Origin of the sequence: Porcincola sp. LCP21S3_C12, assembly GCF_052118625.1 — a bacterium.
Classification (GTDB): Bacteria; Bacillota; Clostridia; order Lachnospirales; family Lachnospiraceae; genus Porcincola.
The window spans coordinates 147,461-167,658 of the sequence record NZ_JBQKGW010000004.1 but is presented as its reverse complement, the minus strand read 5'-3'; the positions used below and the strand labels follow the sequence as shown (position 1 = coordinate 167,658).

15 protein-coding genes are annotated in these 20,198 nt (G+C 52.8%); 13 read left to right on the top strand and 2 right to left on the bottom strand.

Annotated elements, in window-relative coordinates; translation table 11 throughout:
• Positions 1 to 471 (bottom strand): hypothetical protein, encoded by a 471-nt coding sequence (locus ACTQ1N_RS03705; protein WP_321048602.1) that lies wholly within the window; start codon positions 469 to 471, stop codon positions 1 to 3.
• Positions 472 to 611: 140 nt separating this feature from the next.
• Positions 612 to 1,472, bottom strand: coding sequence for a helix-turn-helix domain-containing protein (locus ACTQ1N_RS03700; protein WP_205839827.1), 861 nt, complete (start codon positions 1,470 to 1,472; stop codon positions 612 to 614).
• A gap of 255 nt (positions 1,473 to 1,727) precedes the next feature.
• On the opposite strand from ACTQ1N_RS03700, the gene ACTQ1N_RS03695 reads away from it, so the two are divergent.
• From ACTQ1N_RS03695 to ACTQ1N_RS03635, 13 genes are all read left to right on the top strand, one after another.
• Positions 1,728 to 3,059 (top strand): extracellular solute-binding protein, encoded by a 1,332-nt coding sequence (locus ACTQ1N_RS03695; protein WP_277066687.1) that lies wholly within the window; start codon positions 1,728 to 1,730, stop codon positions 3,057 to 3,059.
• A 129-nt stretch (positions 3,060 to 3,188) separates the two neighbouring features.
• Positions 3,189 to 4,079: a carbohydrate ABC transporter permease gene (locus ACTQ1N_RS03690; RefSeq protein WP_154526841.1), complete on the top strand. Its 891-nt coding sequence runs from the start codon at positions 3,189 to 3,191 to the stop codon at positions 4,077 to 4,079.
• A 3-nt stretch (positions 4,080 to 4,082) separates the two neighbouring features.
• Entirely contained in the window at positions 4,083 to 4,922 is an 840-nt protein-coding gene (locus ACTQ1N_RS03685) for a carbohydrate ABC transporter permease (protein ID WP_154526839.1), read from the top strand.
• Between the two features lie 43 nt (positions 4,923 to 4,965).
• Positions 4,966 to 6,984, top strand: a complete 2,019-nt coding sequence (locus ACTQ1N_RS03680) for a right-handed parallel beta-helix repeat-containing protein (RefSeq protein ID WP_441954745.1) — start codon at positions 4,966 to 4,968, stop codon at positions 6,982 to 6,984.
• 146 nt (positions 6,985 to 7,130) lie between these two features.
• The gene (locus tag ACTQ1N_RS03675) at positions 7,131 to 8,183 is read left to right on the top strand and encodes an NAD(P)-dependent alcohol dehydrogenase (protein WP_154526833.1); all 1,053 of its coding nucleotides are present in this window, start codon (positions 7,131 to 7,133) and stop codon (positions 8,181 to 8,183) included.
• A gap of 12 nt (positions 8,184 to 8,195) precedes the next feature.
• A complete protein-coding gene (locus ACTQ1N_RS03670; RefSeq protein WP_441954743.1) occupies positions 8,196 to 10,238 on the top strand; it encodes a right-handed parallel beta-helix repeat-containing protein in 2,043 nt (680 codons plus the stop codon).
• Positions 10,239 to 10,964: 726 nt separating this feature from the next.
• A complete protein-coding gene (locus tag ACTQ1N_RS03665) occupies positions 10,965 to 11,561 on the top strand; it encodes a hypothetical protein (RefSeq protein ID WP_441954741.1) in 597 nt (198 codons plus the stop codon).
• Between the two features lie 289 nt (positions 11,562 to 11,850).
• Positions 11,851 to 13,572 (top strand): carbon starvation CstA family protein, encoded by a 1,722-nt coding sequence (locus ACTQ1N_RS03660; RefSeq protein ID WP_441954739.1) that lies wholly within the window; start codon positions 11,851 to 11,853, stop codon positions 13,570 to 13,572.
• 593 nt (positions 13,573 to 14,165) lie between these two features.
• A complete protein-coding gene (locus tag ACTQ1N_RS03655) occupies positions 14,166 to 15,224 on the top strand; it encodes a LacI family DNA-binding transcriptional regulator (RefSeq protein WP_441954737.1) in 1,059 nt (352 codons plus the stop codon).
• A complete protein-coding gene (locus ACTQ1N_RS03650) occupies positions 15,221 to 17,029 on the top strand; it encodes an alpha amylase N-terminal ig-like domain-containing protein (protein ID WP_441954735.1) in 1,809 nt (602 codons plus the stop codon). The genes ACTQ1N_RS03655 and ACTQ1N_RS03650 overlap by 4 nt, the downstream gene beginning before the upstream one ends.
• Positions 17,026 to 18,354, top strand: a complete 1,329-nt coding sequence (locus ACTQ1N_RS03645) for an extracellular solute-binding protein (protein WP_441954732.1) — start codon at positions 17,026 to 17,028, stop codon at positions 18,352 to 18,354. The genes ACTQ1N_RS03650 and ACTQ1N_RS03645 overlap by 4 nt, the downstream gene beginning before the upstream one ends.
• 101 nt (positions 18,355 to 18,455) lie before the next feature.
• Entirely contained in the window at positions 18,456 to 19,343 is an 888-nt protein-coding gene (locus ACTQ1N_RS03640; protein WP_441954730.1) for a carbohydrate ABC transporter permease, read from the top strand.
• A gap of 3 nt (positions 19,344 to 19,346) precedes the next feature.
• Positions 19,347 to 20,183: a carbohydrate ABC transporter permease gene (locus tag ACTQ1N_RS03635; protein ID WP_441954728.1), complete on the top strand. Its 837-nt coding sequence runs from the start codon at positions 19,347 to 19,349 to the stop codon at positions 20,181 to 20,183.
• The last annotated feature ends 15 nt before the right edge of the window (positions 20,184 to 20,198 follow it).

Below are 20,198 nucleotides of genomic sequence, written 5' to 3'. Positions count from 1 at the left end.
TCAATTGTCAGATTCGCTGTCGTCGCCTTCACGGGAGCCGGCACCTCTGGAGCGCCGGCGTGAGCGGAATTTTTTGGAGACATCGGCCATGAGGCTGCTGTCCGCTCCCTCGTGGGACAGGAAATACTCAAGAGCGAAGAGAATCGCGATGCTGATGACGGAGATCAGGTTGTCAGTCGGCGTCGCCTCCGAGAGAATGACATGTCGGGCGATCAGAAAGACCAGTACCTCCGTGACGTTGGAGAAGGTTGGTTTGATCAGCATCTTGATGAACTCGGTGCCGACCACGATGCCCAGGACGGAGCTGAGCAGCTTCGAGAATTCTTCGGCATCTCCGCGGACAGCCCAGAAGGCCCCGATTTTCGGGAGAAGGCCGATAATATCCATCACCAGAAGAACCGCAACCCCGATTGCGAGGACGACCTCAATCACCTCAGAGAACCCTACAAGAACCTTGCGTACACGCTCCATTTTCCGCCTCCTGACTGCTTTCAGATGCCTGAACATTCAGGCACCTGAATTCTGATCCGTTTCAAAGCTGCTTCATGATGCTACCACTCTGTCACAGGAAAGCCGGATCGTCAAGAGCAGGCAGAGTGAATGACGGATTGTCACTTGCGGAATTCTCTGACATGGTATTTTGCCCTGTACTGCTGAAGCGTCATGCCTGTTTCCTTCCGGAAAACAGAGCCCAGATGGCTTTGGGAGGAATAACCGAAGTAGGTGGCAATTTCCAGGTAACTGTAGTCGGAGTAGGTGAGCATGTTGGAGATGAGCTGTACCTTATGCTGGCGGATATACTGGGTGATGGTCGTTCCGGTCTTTTTATGAAAAATATCGGACAGGTAATCGGCATTGACAAACAATTCTTTTGCAATGTCCCGGATCAGTATTTTCTCATGCAGATGACAGGCAATATATTCCTTGCAGCTTTCAACAGTCAGCTCCGGGCTCCCCTTCCGGGGAACCGGGGCATTCTTCATCCGTTCCCTTTCTTTTTTTTCATGAACCAGATTCAGAAATAACAGCTCGCACAGGCTTCGGTAGCGGTTCAGTTCCCGGACATCAGTTAATACTTCGCAATATTGGATTTCTGCATCGGAAAGGGAATAGGCGACTTCAGGGTTGATGCCTGCCCGCATGGCTGCGCGGCATGCCAGCGTGATATTGACGATCGCCATGTTTCGCTCATTTCGAATCGGGTCATCCGAGAGGGTTCCCAGCTCTCCTGTGTAAGCTTCACGGATGCTTCTGAGATAACTATCCTTGTCGCCGTTCTCAATACTGGTGTATTGGCGGACCTCTTCGTCATATGGATTGTGGACGGCAGATCGCGCGATGTATGAAAACTGAATACGCGCCTGCTTTTCCAGCACAACATTCATGATCTCCTTGTCCCGTCTGGTTTCGCCAAGCATCGCGGTTACAGCCCTGTCTGAATTGCGGGGAGACGTTTCCGGTTGTGGCCTCATTGCATAGTCCTCCTTTGTGAACATCGTGGAAATGAACAAGATTTACACCTGTTTTACGTCATGATGCTGCATTTCAGACAAGAAATATACCAAGAAAACTGATATATGTCAAAGAAAATTGATAGAAGGTATCGGAGTGATCTGATAGGATGTTGTCACCGAAAGGAACAAGCTGCAGCCGGAATTTCACGTGGCGGGGTGGCCAGTCCGCCGCGGATAAGAATGATTTTTTGCGAATTATGTATGGAGGATAAGATGAATCGGAAAGCGATATCTGCAGTTCTCAGCGGAACGATGCTCCTGTCTCTGATGGCAGGATCCATGACAACAGTACAGGCAGCCGGAAAGACCAAGCTGACACTCTGGCATATCCAGACAGGCGAGATGGCGAATGTCATTCAGGGTTCTGTCGACCGCTTCATGGAGGCGAACCCGGATTATGACGTCGAGGTTGTCCAGAAGCAGAATGATACATTCAAGACAGATGTATCTCTCGCGGCGCAGGCCGGAACCCTCCCGGATATCTTCATTACCTGGGGCGGACAGACGATGTACGATTACGCGGATCAGGGACTGATCGCAGATCTGACAGAATACATGAACAAGGACAACTACAAGGATCAGTTCGTGGATGCCGGCATCGCACAGTGCACCTACAAGGATAAGATCTGGGCAGTTCCTGTTGAGAACATCTCCGTTGCCGGAATCTTCTACAACAAGGATGTGTTCGATAAATACAATCTTGAGGAGCCGAAGACACTTGATGATCTTGAGAAGATCTGTGACACGCTTGTCGAAAATGGCGTGGCTCCGTTTGCACTTGCTAACGCGACAAAGTGGACGGGCTCGATGTTTTTCCAGTATCTGGCGACCCGCTATGGCGGACTGGAGCCATTTGCTGATGCGGCAGCGGGCAAGGGCTCTTTCGAGAATGATGCATTCGAGTTCGCCGGAACCAAGATTCAGGATTGGGTCGACAAGGGATACTTCTGTGACGGATTCAACGGCATGGATGATGACTCCGGCCAGGCACGTGCGCTGTTCTATACAGGAAGCGCAGCGATGGATCTGATGGGCTCCTGGTTCACGATGACCATTGCCGGTGAGAACAAGCAGTTCCTTGACGACGGGAAGCTTGGATTCTTCCCGTTCCCGGAGATTCCGGATTCGAAGGCGGATCAGTCTCTCTGCCTCGGCACCATCGGTGACAACCTCTATGTTGTGTCGAATAAGTGCGCCGACAAGGAAGCAGCCTTCAAGGTCATTCAGTCCCTGCTTGATGATGAGGCAGTAAAGGAACGTACCGATCTTGCAAAGATTATCCCGCTGAAGTCCTTTAAGACAAGCGACCCGGTTGTCCAGGAAGTCCTGGATACGATCAGCAAGGCAAAGGGCATCCAGCTCTGGTATGACCAGTATCTGCCGAGCGAGGTTGCGGAGGTTCACAAGACAACCAGCCAGGAAATTTTCGGAAAGACAATCACACCGGCCGAGGCAGACAAGGAGCTTCAGGATGCAATGACCGCTTACCTTTCAAAGAAGGGAACAGCGTCGACTGAGGCAGAGTCAGCTGAGACAGAGGCCTGATGACCGGGCGGCTGCCTAATCCGTGATTTACTTATAGATGATTATAAGATGGGGCTGCCATGAGGAGTGGCAACCCCATCTTTCGGAAATGGCCTGCAGAAAGAAGTGCAGAGAGAAAGAGAGGGAAAGATGCAGCAGACTTCTCTCGCATTCAGACGAAAGAAATCCATTGCAGTGGCTTCGACAGTATTCCTGTTTCCGGCACTGCTTGTGATCGCAATTTTTATTATCTATCCGATCATCGATTCTTTTGCGACGAGTGCATATGACTGGAACGGCATTACGGACAAACTGTTCGTTGGTTTCGGCAACTGGAAGGAAATGTTCCACGATAAGGTGTTTTGGAAGGCATTTGGAAACAACCTGATCGTGATGGTGCTGTCAATTTGTATTCAGATGCCGATCGGTATCGCCCTTGCAACCTGGCTGGACAAGGTCGGACGCAAGGGGAATGTGGCAAAGGTCATCTGGTTCATCCCGATGCTCATGAGCTCGGTTGCAATCGGCTACCTGTTCCGCTATGCACTGGATGCAAACACAGGTTTTGTCACAGGATTGTCCCAGCTGTTCGGAGGAGGAAGAGTGGACCTGCTCGGAAACCCGGGGAAGGTTCTTCTGACCTGCATCTTCATTATTTCATGGCAGTTTACACCATTCTATATGGTCTATTACCTGGCCGGATACAGCGGATTATCCGAGGATGTCAAGGAAGCAGCGATGATTGACGGAGCAACGGAAAGACAGTATTTCTGGAGAGTTGCATTGCCGCTTCTGAAACCGACCATCAAGAGCGCGGTGATTCTATCCATGGTCGGTTCATTGAAGTACTTCGATCTGGTCTATGTTCTTACAAAGGGCGGACCAAGCCATGCTTCAGAGCTCATGGCAACCTACATGTATTCCATGGCATTTGAATCCCATAGAAACGGATATGCATCCACACTTGCCTGCGGCATGTTTATCCTGATTTCGCTCATCGCGATTGTGACGATGAGACTGCTCAACCGGAAGGAGGACTAAGTCATGAATTCAAAGAAAAAGTTCAGACCGTCCTCCATCATTGTTGCGGTTCTGGTGGTTCTCTGGTTCCTGATCTGTCTGACCCCTCTGGTCTTTCTGATCATGAGCACGTTTAAGCAGCAGTTTGAAATGATGAACAATGGGGTATTTGCACTTCCGGAAGGATTTTATCTGGGCAATTACAAAGCCCTGTTTGAATCCGGAAGAATCTGGAGATACATTCTGAATTCCCTGGTTGTTCTGGTCGTTACGCTGGTGATCCTTCTTTCATTCAGTGCGTTTGCTTCCTATCCGCTTTCCAGATGGAAGTTCAGGATGAACAAACCGATACATGGATTCATCGTTGCCTGCATGTCGATTCCGATTCATATCACGCTTCTTCCGCTGTATCTGATGAGTGTGAAAACAGGCCTGTACGATAGTATCTGGGCATTGATCGGACCATATGTGGCATTCAATCTTCCGATTTCTGTATTCATTCTGACAACCTTCATGGCAACGATCCCGAAGGAGCTGGAGGAAGCGGCGGAGATTGACGGCTGCGGCAGATATCAGATGTTTGGAAAAGTGATGCTTCCGCTTGTGAAGCCAGGCCTGGCAACACTTGTCATCTATGATGGCGTCAATATCTGGAATGAATTCAGCTTTGCTTTGACATTGACACAGAGCGCAGCTAACAGAACGCTTCCGCTTGCTGTCAATGAGTTCCAGGGGCAGTACACCATGAATACACCGATGATTCTGACGGTGCTGTTCATATCGATCCTGCCGATGATCATTGTATTCATTTTCGGACAGGACAAGCTGATCAAGGGCATGATGGCGGGCGCCGTCAAGGGATGAATGCGAACAGCAGGTCCAAAAGTCATTCAAACAGGGAGACAACATGGAATATTTTGTATCATCAACCGCACTCAGATCGGGCGATGGCTCCAGAAATCACCCATTCAGAACCATCGGGGAAGCTGCGGCTTGTGCGGTGCCGGGGGATGTGATTTCGGTCCTTCCGGGCGTCTATCGTGAAGAGGTAGATCCAGCAGTGGGCGGTACAGACGACAGGCACCGCATCACCTACCGCTCTCTGGAAAAGGGAAAAGCAATCATCACAGGAGCTGAAAAGACAGGTCGCTGGGAACACTATGAGGGAGATACCTATCTTGCACATATCTCCAACGGGGTGTTCGGAGATTACAATCCATATACAACGCCCGTAAAGGGAGACTGGTACTTTGCAACACAGCCAGTTCATACGGGAGAACTTTATCTGAACGGAAAAGCTATGTATGAGGTACCCTCGCTTGACGAAGTGCTTCACCCGGTTTTCTATGAAGAATCCTGGGATGTTCCATTTACAAAACACAAGTGGTATACCTGCCAGGACGGGCGGAAAGATGAAACACTGATCTATGCAAATTTTCAGGGGGCTGATCCGAACAAAGAGAATGTGGAAATCAATGTGAGGCGGCGGTGCTTCTTCCCATCAAAGGAGGGAATTAGCTATATTACGCTCTCTGGATTTGTAATCCGTCAGGCGGCGACACAATGGGCGCCACCGACAGCATTCCAGGACGGGATGGTCGGGCCACACTGGTCAAAGGGCTGGATTATAGAGGACTGCGAGATTTCAGACTCAAGATGCAGCGGTATTTCCCTCGGAAAGTATCTTCAGAAGGGAAATGAAAATAAGTGGTCGACCTGGTTTTTCAAGGACGGGACGCAGACCCAAAGGGACTGTGTCTGCCAGGCGCAGCGGGAAGGATGGTCAAGGGAAACAGTCGGTTCCCACGTGGTCAGGCGCTGCAATATTCATGACTGCGGACAGACGGGAATCGTCGGCCATCTTGGCGGTGTTTTTTCTCTGATTGAGGACAACGAGATTCACCACATCAACAACAAGCAGGATCTTACCGGAGCCGAGATCGGCGGGATCAAGATGCATGCCGCCATTGATGTGACCTACCGGAGAAATCATATTCATCATTGTACAAGAGGAATCTGGCTGGACTGGGAGGCCCAGGGGACAAGGGTTACACAGAACCTGTTCCACGACAACACGACACCGGAAGGAACCAGAATCGGAACAGGTCTGTCGCTCGGCGAGGATCTGTTCATAGAGGTTTCTCACGGTCCGACTCTGGTTGACAACAATCTTCTGCTGTCGGACTGCGCGGCAAGAATCAGCGCGCAGGGGATCGCATTTGTCCATAATCTGATCTGCGGGTCATTTACATGGGTAGGCGGCGGAACAGACAACGGTGGGAAGAAGTTCCCGACAAACCGCTATACACCATACCATGTGCCGCACGGAACAGATGTGGCAGGGTTCATGACGATTCTTCACGGAGATGCCCGTTTCTACAACAATATATTTGTCCAGAGACCGATCCGGAAGGACTATATTGCCTATGCAGAGGAACACGACGTTTATGGTCGGAATGAATATCAGTTTGTCTGCGGAACGAAGCCCTATGACGATTATCCGGATTTGGAGATGTATAAGGAGACCTTTGCGGGCTATCATGGACAGGATGGCGTGTGCCGGGATTTCTACTATGACCATCTTCCGGTAATGACAAGCGGCAATCTCTACTTCAACGGAGCGCAGCCTTTCAATCATGAATCGGGTGCCATTGTGGACAGAGAACATCAGGTGCACATTGAACTTCTGGAATCGGAACAGGGGCAGATGGTGCTGAGGACGGACCTGATGAGAGCTCTTCCGACGGGAACATGCCCGGTGGTTTCGACCGATACACTTGGGATGGCGTTTGAACCTGAACAGCGGTTCGAGGAGCCGGATGGAAAGCCAATTGTATTTAACCTGGATTATTTCGATCATCCAAGAGGAATCGAGCCGGCTGCAGGACCATTTGCGGAGATTCAGGATGAAATGATTGTCTTCTGAAAAATGGCAGCCTGCCGGGAATGAACGTGAGATGATGCCGGAAAACAGGGGCATGGCTGATATGGAGGGTGTAATAAGCCTGAGCAGTGCCTGGAAGGCAGGGGCTGCTGATCAGAATGACAAGAGAGAAAGCGAGGAATAAAAAGATGGCAACTCAGAAGGGAGCCTTCATGAGAGGGCTTGATCATATGATCATCAAAGAGATTGAAAAACCTGCTGCGGGACCGGGAAATGTAGTTGTAGCATTGGAATACATCGGGATCTGCGGGTCAGATATTCATTATTATCATGCCGGTAAGGTTGGCGCTTATACAGTTGACCTGACGCAGGATTATATGCTGGGGCATGAGGCGGCAGGAACAGTTGTCGAGGTTGGAGAGGGTGTCACAAATCTTCAGGTTGGAGACCGGGTTGCGCTGGAGCCGGGTGTCACCTGCGGACATTGTGAGTTCTGCAAAACCGGATATTATAATCTGTGCCCGGATGTACAGTTTCTCGCTACCCCGCCGGTTCCCGGCTGTAACGAGGAATTCATCGAGCATCCCGCAGACTGGTGCTTCAAGCTTCCTGACAATGTCAGCACAAAGGAAGGCGCATTGATCGAACCGCTGTCTGTCGGTTTTCACGCGGCGAACCAGGGCGGCGTTGGCGTCGGAGATACCGTGGTCATTCTGGGGAGCGGGTGCATCGGACTTTGCACGCTTCTGTCAGCGAAGGCTCACGGAGCAGGGCAGATTATCGTAGCGGATATCGTGGAGGCCAGACTTAACAAGGCAAAAGAGCTGGGCGCAGACGTTGTGATCAACAGCGGGAAGGAGAATGTGCTGGAGCGTGTTGCCGAACTGACCGGGGGACGCGGGGCAGACAAGGTCTTTGAGACGAGCGGGGCTGCAGTCTGCATTCAGCAGACACCTTATCTTGCAAGGCGCGGCGGTGTCGTTGTTCTGGTAGGGATTTCTGTTCAGTCAGACATCAGCTATAGCTTTGCGCAGATCATGGATAAGGAACTGACAATCAAATCTGTTTTCAGATACAGAAATATCTTCCCGAAGGCGATTGCTGCAGTTGCAAAGGGAGCCATTGATGTCAAGCAGATTGTCACACATGAGTTTGACTTCGATCATATCGATGATGCCTATCAGGAATGTGTCAATAATCGGACGGATCTGGTCAAGGCAGTGATCAAGGTCAAGGGGTGAAGGGAGATACGGATGATTTACTATGTCAACGCTGCTGCCTCATTTCAGGGAGACGGCAGTGAGAACAGGCCGTTCCGGCATATTCAGGATGCCGCGAGTGTGGCGAAGCCTGGAGATGAGGTTGTTGTGGCACCCGGGGTGTACCGCGAGTATGTAGACCCGAAGAACGCCGGGCGCCCGGACGCACGGATTATCTACAGGAGCGAGAAAAAGCTCGGTGCAGTGATCACCGGCGCGGAGAAGCTGGAAGACTGGGAGCGGTATCAGGGAACTGTCTGGACAGCACGCGTCAGGAACGGCATCTTCGGGGACTACAATCCGTATACGACCTATGTCTACGGCGACTGGTACTTTGCCGGAAAGGGCAGACACACCGGAGCGGTCTACCTGAATGACCGGATGCTGTATGAGGCGAGGACGCTGGAGGACTGCCTGAAGGCGGAGAAAAGCCCGTACTCCTGGCGGCCGGAGGAGTCTGTTTACCAGTGGTACGCGGAGCAGGACGGAGATGAGACGGTCTTCTATGCAAATTTCCAAGACAAGGACCCGAACAAGGAAAATGTGGAGATCAATGTTCGCAGAGAGTGCTTCATGCCGCAGCAGGAGGGGATCGGGTACATCACAGTCTCCGGTTTCGTGGTGACAAAGGCTGCGACGACCTGGGCACCGCCGGCCGCTTTCCAGGACTGCATGATCGGTCCGCACTGGTCAAAGGGGTGGATCATCGAGGACTGCGAGATCTCGAACAGCAAGTGCTCCGGCATCGGACTGGGCAAGTACTATGACCCGGAGAATGACCATTACTTTACGACAAAACACGTGAAGAGTCCGACTCAGATGGAGCGAGACGCGGTCTGCAGAGGACAGTACTATGGCTGGCTGAAGGAAAAGATCGGAAGCCATATCATCCGCCGCAACAATATCCATGACTGCGAGCAGGGCGGGATCATCGGCCGCATGGGCGGTGTCTTCAGCGTGATCGAGGACAACCATATCCACCATATCAACAATATGATGGAGCTTGGAGGCGCGGAGATTGCGGGCATCAAGATGCACGCGGCCATCGATGTGACGATCAGGAGAAACTGGATCCATGACTGCACGATGGGTATCTGGTGCGACTGGGAGGCACAGGGGACGAGAATCACGCAGAACCTGCTGTACCGCAATCAGGCGCCTGAGGGGGCAAAGCGGCTTCCGGGCGGCATGTGCAGCCAGGATCTGTTCGTCGAGGTCGGCCACGGACCGACACTGATCGACAACAACATCCTGCTTTCCGATGTCTCGCTTCGGTTTGCGACGGAGGGGGTTGCGATGGTGCACAATCTCATCTGCGGAGCCTTTACGGTCGTGGGAGGCGGAACAGATGCGATCGTGGACGGTCTGCTGAGACAGCGCTACACTCCGTATCACATCCCGCACCGGACGGAAGTCATGGGCTTCATGACCATCCTGCACGGAGACGACCGCTTCTACAACAATGTATTTTTGCAGAAATGGCCGTCCGCGGACTACCTCAATGCCAGCGACAGCGAGCCTGGCGCAGCGGACTGGGACAACCGGAAGGTTGGGACGGCTGTGTTCGACAGCTATCCGACCTATGAGGAGTGGATTGGTCAGTTCGATATGGACTCGGACGTCCCGGATATGAAGAAGCTTGAACCGCATCATTTTGACAAGCTGCCCGTCTGGTCTGAGGGAAACTTCTATCTGAACGGGGCAGAAGCATGGAAGCATGAGAAAAAGGGCTGCATCCCTGATGCGTCAATGCTTCCGGAAGCACCTTATGCGAATGTGGAGGAGCGGGATGGCAGCGTCATTCTGAGGACGAACATCGGAGAATGGCTGAGACAGTCGGGCTTTAAGGACGCCGTCGTTGACTCGGATACACTTGGAAAAGCCTTTGAGCCGGAAGAACGGTTTGAGAACCCGGATGGCAGCAGAATCGTCTTTCAAGAGGATTACTTCGGTGCGCACAGAGGAGCCGCTCCGCTTCCCGGGCCGTTCGCGGAGAATGCCGACGGCAGGACCGTGTACCAGTGGGGAACGGTGTAAGAACCGTTTCAGCCGGGCTGTCTGCCGGCAGCAGGAAGACAAAAGCAGAGAGACAATACAGCGGGATAAAACAGAGAATACAAGAAGAACAGAATCTATTCGGATGATTATGAGATAGCCGAAAAATATCGGACAGTATGCCGAAAATTAGAGAAACATTTGGTTTACAAAACAATTAACAGGTGGTATGATTCTGTTCAAGTTCGAAAGAACCGACATACAACAGAGAAATGCAATGACCAGAACATGCTCACGAGTGGAACATCACAGAGAGCCGCGGGTGCTGAGATGCGGCATGGGAAGTTCGGATGAGTCTCATCTGCGAGCAGCACATTGAACCGGGTGTCCGGGGCGTTTTTTACATCCCCCTGGGCAGAAGAAGTAGATGCCGCCGGTGATCACCGTCATATGATGAACTGTTTCAGGACGCTCCGCAGCAGCCGCAGCGGATATCCGCGACAGACAGAGTGGCTGCCTTCGGCAGCAAGCAAAGTGGTACCACGAAGATGAAAGTCTCCGCCTTTGCACAGCGCGTATTGCGCCGTGCAGGCGGAGACTTTTTTTACACAAGGCCAGTCGCCGTTCCCATCCCGCGCCGTGTCTGCATGGCAGCAGAGATCACCTGGCGGAGCTGCCGGGAATGCTCAGGAACATCCTGTGATGCGCCTGCACGGCATCAGAGATGGGGAAGCGGGGACATATGAGGGCGGAAGGGAGGAAAGCCGTATGGACCGCGGACGATATGTGGAAAGGCTGATCAGCTCATACCGCAGATACTACGACATCATCCCGGCTGCCTCTGCGGCAGCATTCAATGCGCTCCGAGCAGAGTCAACGGCAAAGAAAACGGCGGGGGAAGCGCCTCAGCAGGCAGAACCGGTTTCAGCAGAGATACTGGAGGGGCCGGCCGGACTGATTTGCCGCTGCGATTTCACCGTGCGCAATGCACAGTATGTCCTGTTGAAGAAGAATGAGCTCTGGAGTGCGGAGAGCAGGGAACACTGCTATATCTTTTCGGTGCCGCTTCTCACAGAGGAGATCTACCGGTCGCTGGAGCGGTACGTCTATGAGGAAGGAATGAAGCTGGTTCACCCCGGAAAGGGGCACATGTGCACGACGCTGACGCTTCTTGTTGTCTGTGACAGGAGTGAACCTGGCGCTGAGAAGCTTCTGAGAAAGTGCCGGCTTCACAAGAGCTTTCGCTTTTCACTGGACGGCTGGATGGATTTTCACACTGGCCTGATGGCGATGGAAAGCGGGAAGGCTGCCGCAAACTTCGGCGGGCACGACAATCTGAAACTGCTGAAGCAGCTGATCCGGTGAGAGCAGACGCCCGCCTGCAGTCAGCTGGCTGGCTTTCTGTCTGTTCTGGGTGAATGGCAGGCGAAAAGCAAAAGCATATGGAAAGACAGACGAAAGGCAGAAGCCACAGGCTGTCACAATTTGGTTCATCCTGCGCTGTTTGGCGCTGATGATAAAGCCGGGAAACCGGCAGCAGGAAAACAGCCGGGAAGGTGCTGCATGGTTGTTCATTTTCGGAACACAGGGAAGATCCGCAGAGAATGAACATAAGCGCACGGACTGGCACAGGAAACAAGAGGAGGGAAACACAATGAATGCTGCAGTGATACTGTTCATCGGTATCGTTGTCCTGGCATGCGGGTACCTGTTCTACGGCAGATGGCTTGCGAAGACATGGGGCATCGATCCGTCGAGAAAGACGCCGGCTGTCGAATACCAGGATGGCGTCGACTACGTACCATCAAAGGCACCGGTGCTGATGGGACATCATTTCTCGTCCATCGCGGGGGCAGGCCCGATTACCGGACCGGTCCAGGCGGCCGTATTCGGCTGGGTGCCGGTTATGCTCTGGATTCTGATCGGAGGAATTTTCTTCGGAGGCGTCCACGATTTCGGCGCGCTGTTTGCTTCGCTGCGCCACAAGGGCCAGTCGATCGGAGAGATCATCGGAGATACCATGGGCGGCAAGATGAAGAAGCTGTTTCTGGTCTTTACCTACCTGACCCTGCTTCTGGTCATCGCAGCATTCTCTTCCATGGTTGCCGGAACCTTCAGCGCAACCTACACGGACGGTGTCCTGGACAAGGCGGCAAGCGCGACCAATGCGTCGACGGCGATGATTTCGATTCTGTTCATCGTCATCGCCATTGCATTTGGCTTCATGATCTACAGAAGAAATGCACCGCTCCTGGTGTCCACGATTGCCGGTGTCGTGGCGATTGCAGCCATCATCGCGATCGGGCTGAACTGGCATCCGATTTACCTGAATAACAGCACGTGGATGGTGCTGATCGGCGTGTACATCGCGGCGGCATCCATCGTTCCGGTCTGGATTCTGCTTCAGCCGAGAGACTATCTCAGCTCGTTCCTGCTGTACTTCATGATGGCGCTTGCGGTCATCGGGATCTTCGGTGCGCACCCGAGCATCTCCCAGATGCCGGCCTTCACAGGCTTCTATAACAAGACGCAGGGATATCTGTTCCCGGCGCTGTTCGTCACGATCGCCTGCGGCGCGATTTCCGGTTTCCACTCGCTGGTATCCTCCGGAACAACGTCCAAGCAGCTCGACAACGAGAAGCATGCGCTCCCGGTTGCCTATGGCTCCATGCTGATCGAGTGCGTGCTTGGTCTGTGCACGATCTGCGCGGTCGGCTACCTCTGGAAGGACTTTGCGTCCGGAACGACAACCAACCCGATGCAGGTGTTCTCCATCGGCATTGCGAAGATGGTTGCGGTTCTCCCGGGACTTTCAGGAGCGGAGAATGTCATCCGCTCGCTTCTGATCCTTGCAATTTCTGTCTTCTGCCTGACCTCGCTGGATACCTCCACGAGGCTGGCGAGATATACCTTCCAGGAATTCTGGCTGGCTCCGGGCGAGACGGTTGCTGATGTGAAGGGCTTCAAGAAAGTTCTTGTCAATCCGTACTTCTCCTCCGTCCTGACGGTGGTGCTGGGTGTTGGACTTGGCATGACCGGGTACATGAACATCTGGCCGCTGTTCGGTGCATCCAACCAGCTGCTGGCTGCTGTCGGTCTGCTCGCGGTTGCAACCTGGCTCGGCAAGGTTGGGAAGAAGAACAAAATGTTCTACGTGCCGATGATCTTCATGATGTGTGTCACGGTCACATCCCTGATCCAGACGGTCATCAAGAATGTAAATGCGCTTACGTCCGGTGCGGCGACAGACTTCGGATGGGATGTCGCAAGAACCGTTATTGCTGTTCTTCTTGTTGTGCTGGCGCTGATTCTTGCAGTGGATTCCATCAGAACCATGAGAAGGCAGAGCCTTGAGAAGAAAGCAAGTGCGGCTTAACAACTGGAATCATTTCGTACCATCCGGTTGTCAGGTTAGGGGTGTTAGGAGTTTCAAAGTATGCCAAGGGTACGCCAAACCTACACCAGAACTACACCAAAGCAACCGGAGCAGATCTGACCGGAGATTGTGGTTGTACAAAAACTGTGTCAGAATCTATATCCGAGAATTGAAAGAACAGGGAAGCGCATCGTTTCCCGGAGAGAGGCACGGAAGCGCTCCGTGCCTCTTTTTTGTGAAAGCGACGAGCCAGAAGCCATGATGCAAGCTTGCTTGCAGATCATGGCACCTGGCGACCGCACATCATCGAGTGCGAAGCACGAGAGGACGGCGGCGAGCCGAAACGTGTAGGGCAGGGATAATCTGCCCTGCTCGAGCAGCTTGCATAAAAATAGAACCCCTGGATTGTGCAGATTTCATGAAAATGAACAGAAAGACATGAAAATATATTGACAATTAAAACAGAATAACGTATATATTCAGTATGCAATCGGTTGCACGATTGCATATATTTTACAACGTTCGTGCAAACGGTTGCATTAAGAGGTGAGATTCGGACGCCAGACAGAGACAGACAGCAGGAGGAAATCAATATGGCAGCGACGATCAAGGATATTGCAAAGATGGTTGGTGTGTCTCCTTCCACGGTGTCAAGGGTGGTCAACCGGACGGCTCCGATATCGGAGGAGACCCAGGAGAAGATCAGGGAGGCGATGAAGAAGCTGAACTACCATCCGAACAGTACAGCCAGAAACCTGGCAAGCGGTGCCTCCTGCACCATCGGGCTTGTGATTGACGCAGCGGACGAAGGAACCTTCGCGAATAGTTTTTTCAATCGGAGTGTATATGCAATCGAGAAGGTTGTCCAGGAGCATTCCTACAGCCTTCTGATCACAAACAATCGTCCAGGCTCTTCGATCCGGACGCTGGTCTATGAAAAGCGGGTGGACGGGCTGATTATTCCCCCGGCAAGCCTCGATGAGGAGACTGTAAGGTTTTTGGAGGAAGAGCATTTTCCTTTTGTTGTGCTCGGAGAGCCGGCAATCGACCAGATGCGGATGACCTGGGTGGATGTCGATAACCGGAGAGGGAGCAGGGAGGCGGTTTCCCACCTTAGCCAGCAGGGGTTTCGCAGGATTGTCATGATTGTCAGAAACGACAGGACGGTTTTTGCCAGAAATCGTATTCGCGGCTATCAGGACGGTGTGGCAGAAATATGCTCCCCACAGGTGATCTGCGTGGAGGAGCCGGACGGGCGGAGGAGCCGGCCTGAACAGGAAGATGCTGAATTCTGGACGGACGGACAGGCAGCGAAGATGGAACAGCTGGCTGTCAGACTTGTCAGCGAGGGGAAGGCAGATGCCTTTTTGTGCGCTGACAATGAGATTGCGTACCATGTGCTGCGCGCCCTTCACGGAGCCGGATGCCGGGTGCCGGAGGATGCCGGAGTGGTGACTTTTGATAATTATCCGCTGGCGCCTTTTATGGATCCGCCGCTTACGGCGGTGGATGTGGATACATCCAGACTTGGGAAGGCTGCGGCAGAGCTTCTGATACAGAGCATACATGAGGCAGACAGATCGCCCAGACAGGTGCTGGTCGGTACCAGCCTGATCAGGCGGATGTCATCAGCGGGAAAGGAGGTTCAATGATCAGAGAAGCAGTCAGGCATACCGGGACATACCCGGATGTTTATCTTCAAAACCGCAGAACGCTGGTTTTCAGGATACGGACTGCCAGAGCAGATGTACAGCGCTGCACTTTGTTCTGCTTTGCAAGGACAAAGCCGGAAAGGATCCGGGAGATTCCGATGCTGTGGGAGTACCGGGATGAGCTGTTTGACTATTACGCGGCAGCCGTCACGTTTCACCAGATTGCCCGGTATCAGAAGTATTATTTCCGGTTTGACGATGCCTTGTACTATACAGCGCATGGTTTTTCGCAACGCTGTCCGACGGATGGCTTCTTCGAATTCCTGTACGCGAACACGACCGATGCCGTCACAGTGCCGGCATGGGCGAGGGGACAGGTATTCTATCAGATCTTTCCGGAACGGTTCTGCAACGGAGATCAGGGCAATGACCCGGATGGGTGCATGCCGTGGGGCAGCTCTCCGGACAGAGAGCATGACATGGGAGGTGATTTGAGGGGAATTATCAGGAAACTGCCGTACCTGAAGGAACTTGGCGTGGATTGTCTCTATCTGAATCCGGTCTTCAAGGGTGATTTCAACCACAAGTATGCAACGACAGACTACTTTGAGGTCGATCCGCAGTTCGGAACCAATGAGGATCTGAAGGAACTGGTGGAGCGGGTTCATGCGTCCGGGATGCGGATTATCCTGGATGGGGTGTTCAATCACTGCGGGATTCATTTTGAGCCATTCCAGGATCTGCTGAAAAACCAGGAGCACTCCCGCTACAGGGACTGGTTTTTCGTCACGGATTTTCCATTTGACATCACTCATCATGACTATGAGTGTGTTGGTGCGTACAAGTATATGCCGAAGCTCAACAGCGGGAATCCGGAAGTTCGGGCGTTCATCCTGCGCGTGATGGACTTCTGGGTATCGGAATTCAAAATCGATGGGTGGCGGCTGGATGTTGCTGATGAGGTCGACGAGAGCGTCTGGGAGATGGCGCGGATCGTGCTGAAGGAGAAGTATCCGGATATGCTTCTATTAGGGGAGACCTGGGGGAGCGGACTGCGGCTGATGAACGGCACGCAGATGGACAGCATCATGAATTATGTGTTTCGGGATGCGGTCCGGGACTTCATCGCACTTGGAACAATCCGGGCGGAGGAATTTGACGCCAGAATCCAGAGGATGCTGTCCGACTATCCGGCGGACATGGATCTTTCGATGTTCCTTCCACTCGGCAGCCATGACACAGAACGGTTTCTGACGCTTTGCGGCGGCGACCGGAGGAAGATGGCGCTGGCGGCCGTCCTCCAGATGAGCTTTATGGGCTCGCCATCTATCTATTATGGTGATGAGTGCGGTATGGAGGGGGGAAATGATCCGGATTGCCGCAGGTGCATGATCTGGGAGGAAAGCCGGCGTGACCGGAAACTTTATGAGCTGTACAGGAAGCTGATCCGCCTTCGGAAGCAGGAGATGGCTCTTCGGACGGGACGTCAGAGAACCATGCTTTGCGGGAAGGATGTATACGGGTATTTCCGGGGTGAAGGACGGGATGCCATCTATATCCTGATCAATGCAGGCGGGACTGACCATGATCTTCGGGTCCCGGTCGTGTCAGAAGGACGTTACAGGGTACTGCTGCAGACCGGTGCGGGGCAGCAGGAAACGGAGCCTTTCCAAACGGAAAAGGGAGGTCAGCAGCATTTTTTGAATGAAGAAGTGATCCATTACAAGGGATACCTGAATGTGACACTGGCATCGTATTCGGCGGTCATGTTCAAGGAAGAACAGACAAAGGAGGAAAACTTATGAAGAAGTGTTCAGGCAGAATCCAGACAGCCATCCTCTCGGCAGCGATGTGCATGGCGCTGGCAGGCAGTATGACAGCAGGAGCGGCTGAATCCTCAGTGAAGGATGAGGATTCAGTCAAAACGCAGGCATCCGGTACAGAAGCTGCGGCTCCGTCTGAAGAAGTTACGCTGAACTTCTGGCACCATTATAGCGCACAATCGCCGGAGAATGAAACACTGATGAAGGACCTGATTCCGAAGTTTGAGGAGGAGAACCCCGGGATTACAGTCAATGCGGTCTCCCACGAGTGGGCGGATCTCCATGACAAGATCCTGATCAGCGCCCAGTCCGATACCCTGCCGGATGTCGCAAGGCTGGACAGCGCCTGGGTGCCGGAATTCCAGAAGATGGGGATCCTGGTACCACTGAACAAGGAAATGAGTGACTTCGGAGATGTCTCCGGCGGGCTTCTGGAGAGCGCCATGACAACAGCGCAGATCAGGGAGGACTTCTATGCGCTGGCGCTGAATACCAACACGAAGATCCTTTATTACAACGTCCAGGGACTGAAGGATGCAGGTGTGGAAGTGCCAAAGACGATGGATGAGTTCGCAGAGGCCTGCCGGAAGCTTTCCGGAACCAACAAGAATGGCCAGCAGGTATGGGGGTATGACGAGCCTGGCCTGTCCGGCTGGAATCTCTGCCCGTTTATCTGGAGCATGGGAGGAGCCATCACGAATGAGGACCAGACGAAGGCAACCGGATATCTGAACGGGGAGAAGACGGTTGCGGCGATCCAGATGTTCGCAGATCTTGCAAAGGAAGGCGCGATTACCGGCTGGAACAGCGGAGACATCCCGATGACAGACGGGTTCGGCACAGGGCGCTATATGATGCTCCTGGAAGGACCTTGGAAGGTTTCGGAGCTTGCCGGTGCATATCCGGACTTTGAGTATGGCGTCGCACCGGTTCCGGCAGGAGAGGGTGGTTCGGTCTCCGTCCTGGGCGGTGAGGACATCGGAATGTTCAAGTCAGCCCACAAGGATGCTGCGTGGAAATTTATGAAGTTTATGACCAGTGAGTATGCACAGGAGGCCATGGCAAAGTGCGGGCAGATCCCATGTAACAAGGAAGCGCTTGAGAGCGATACGGTGAAAAAGGCGGACTTTGCGCCTTACATCGAGCAGCTGAAGACGGCAAAATCCCGCCCGACTGTGGCAAGCTGGTCTGAAATCGACAGCAAGCTTTCCGAGGCTGTTACAGGTGTGGTGAATGGGGACACCACGGCGCAGGATGCGATGGATCAGCTGGCAGCTGAGGTGGATGAGCTGCTTGCGGAAGAATAACCGGCAACCCGCCTCTCCTGGATTGCGGGTTATATGATATCCGGGGCAGCCGCAGGGCGCATTTAAACCTGCGGCTGCCCCATTTTAAAGGAGACTGCAGCATGATGAAACTGAAAGGCTGGAATAAAGTCCGGGTTCTTGCGCTTTTGCTGCCGGGACTGCTGATCTTTGGTATCTTTACCTTTTATCCGATCGTCAGACTCTTCTGGATGAGCTTTTTTAAATGGGATTTCGGTTCATTTTTCGACCAGAAATTCATCGGATTTGAAAACTATCGAACAGTTCTGAGTGATCAAAACTTCAGGGTGGCGTTCACCAATACCATCGTCTATACACTTGTGACCGTCCCGGCGCAGATGATTCTCGGACTGCTTGTTGCGATGCTGATCAACTCGATCACCCATGCGAAGATCTTTTTCCGTGTAGCATACTATCTTCCGGTGATTACTTCCTGGGTCATTGCCTCCCTGGTTTTTAAATATGTTTTTAATACGGAAGGCATGCTGAATTATTTTCTGACAAATGTGATTCACATAACTTCTCAGAATGTCCACTGGCTCGATTCCAGGTGGGGTGGCATGACGGTTGCCATGCTGCTGGGAATCTGGAAGGGGATCGGCTGGAACATGGTTGTCTTCCTGGCGGCGCTGCAGCAGGTGCCGCAGTCCTTGTATGAGTCCGCGTCGATGGACGGCGCCGGAGTCTGGCAGCGGTTTGTCCACGTGACGCTGCCGGGAATCAGAGGAACCATCCTCTTTGCGCTTGTTATGCTGACAATCGGAGGGTTTAACGTCTATACATCTACCAAGCTGATCACGGACGGAAAGCCGGGGCATGAGACGGAGGTTGTTCTGACATGGATGTATTACAAGGCGTTCAGCAGCGGAAAATTCGGCTATTCGGCAGCGCTGTCCTTCATCATTGCACTTGCCCTGGCGGTTTTGGCAGTTGTACAGTTCCGGCTTATGCAGAGGAAGGAGGATGACTGAACCATGAGGAAGAAGAGAACAGCTCTGTGGATGTATGTCCTTCTGATCGCCGGCATGGTAATCGTTGTCCTGCCGATGGTGTATATGATCAGTACCTCGCTGAAGCCGAATGGGGCTCTGTACGAGTATCCGCCGAAGTTCTTTCCGAAGCTGAAGGAAATCACGCTGGAAAATTACAGGTACGTCCTCTCGCAGGGCAGATTCCTGCACAACTTTCTGAACAGCGTCCTCGTTTCTGTGAGTACGGTTGCCCTGTCGGCAGTTGTATCCTCCGCGCTGGCGTTCTGTATCGCACGTTTCCGGTTCCCGGGAAGGAGATTTTTGTTTGCGTTCATCATCCTGACGATGATCATTCCCGGAACGACGATGATTGTGCCGCAGTATGAGCTGGCCGTGAAGCTCCATACGATCAACAGCATTGGCGGGCTGATCCCCTTTTACACTGCTTGGGTCATCCCGTATTCAACATTTATGATCAAGGGATTCGTGGAAAACATTCCGCGGGAACTGGATGAAGCCGCCTATATCGATGGCGGGAATGTTTTTACCGTGTATTTCCATGTAGTGCTTCCGCTTGCAAAACCCGGGATCGCCTCAATCTCGATTTTTAATTTTCTGACAGCATGGGAGGAATTTCCGTGGGCGAACACGGTCATCAATGATGACATGAAGCGGACACTGCCAATTGCCATCTCCGGGTTCTTCGGCCAGCACCAGTTCACGCAGTGGGGATATGTGTTCGCCCTGTCGGTCTTCAGCCTGATTCCGATCCTCATTGTCTTCATTTCCTGCCAGAAGTTCTTTGTGAAGGGGCTCACAGCAGGAAGCGTGAAAGGATAATTATGTTGCTATGAC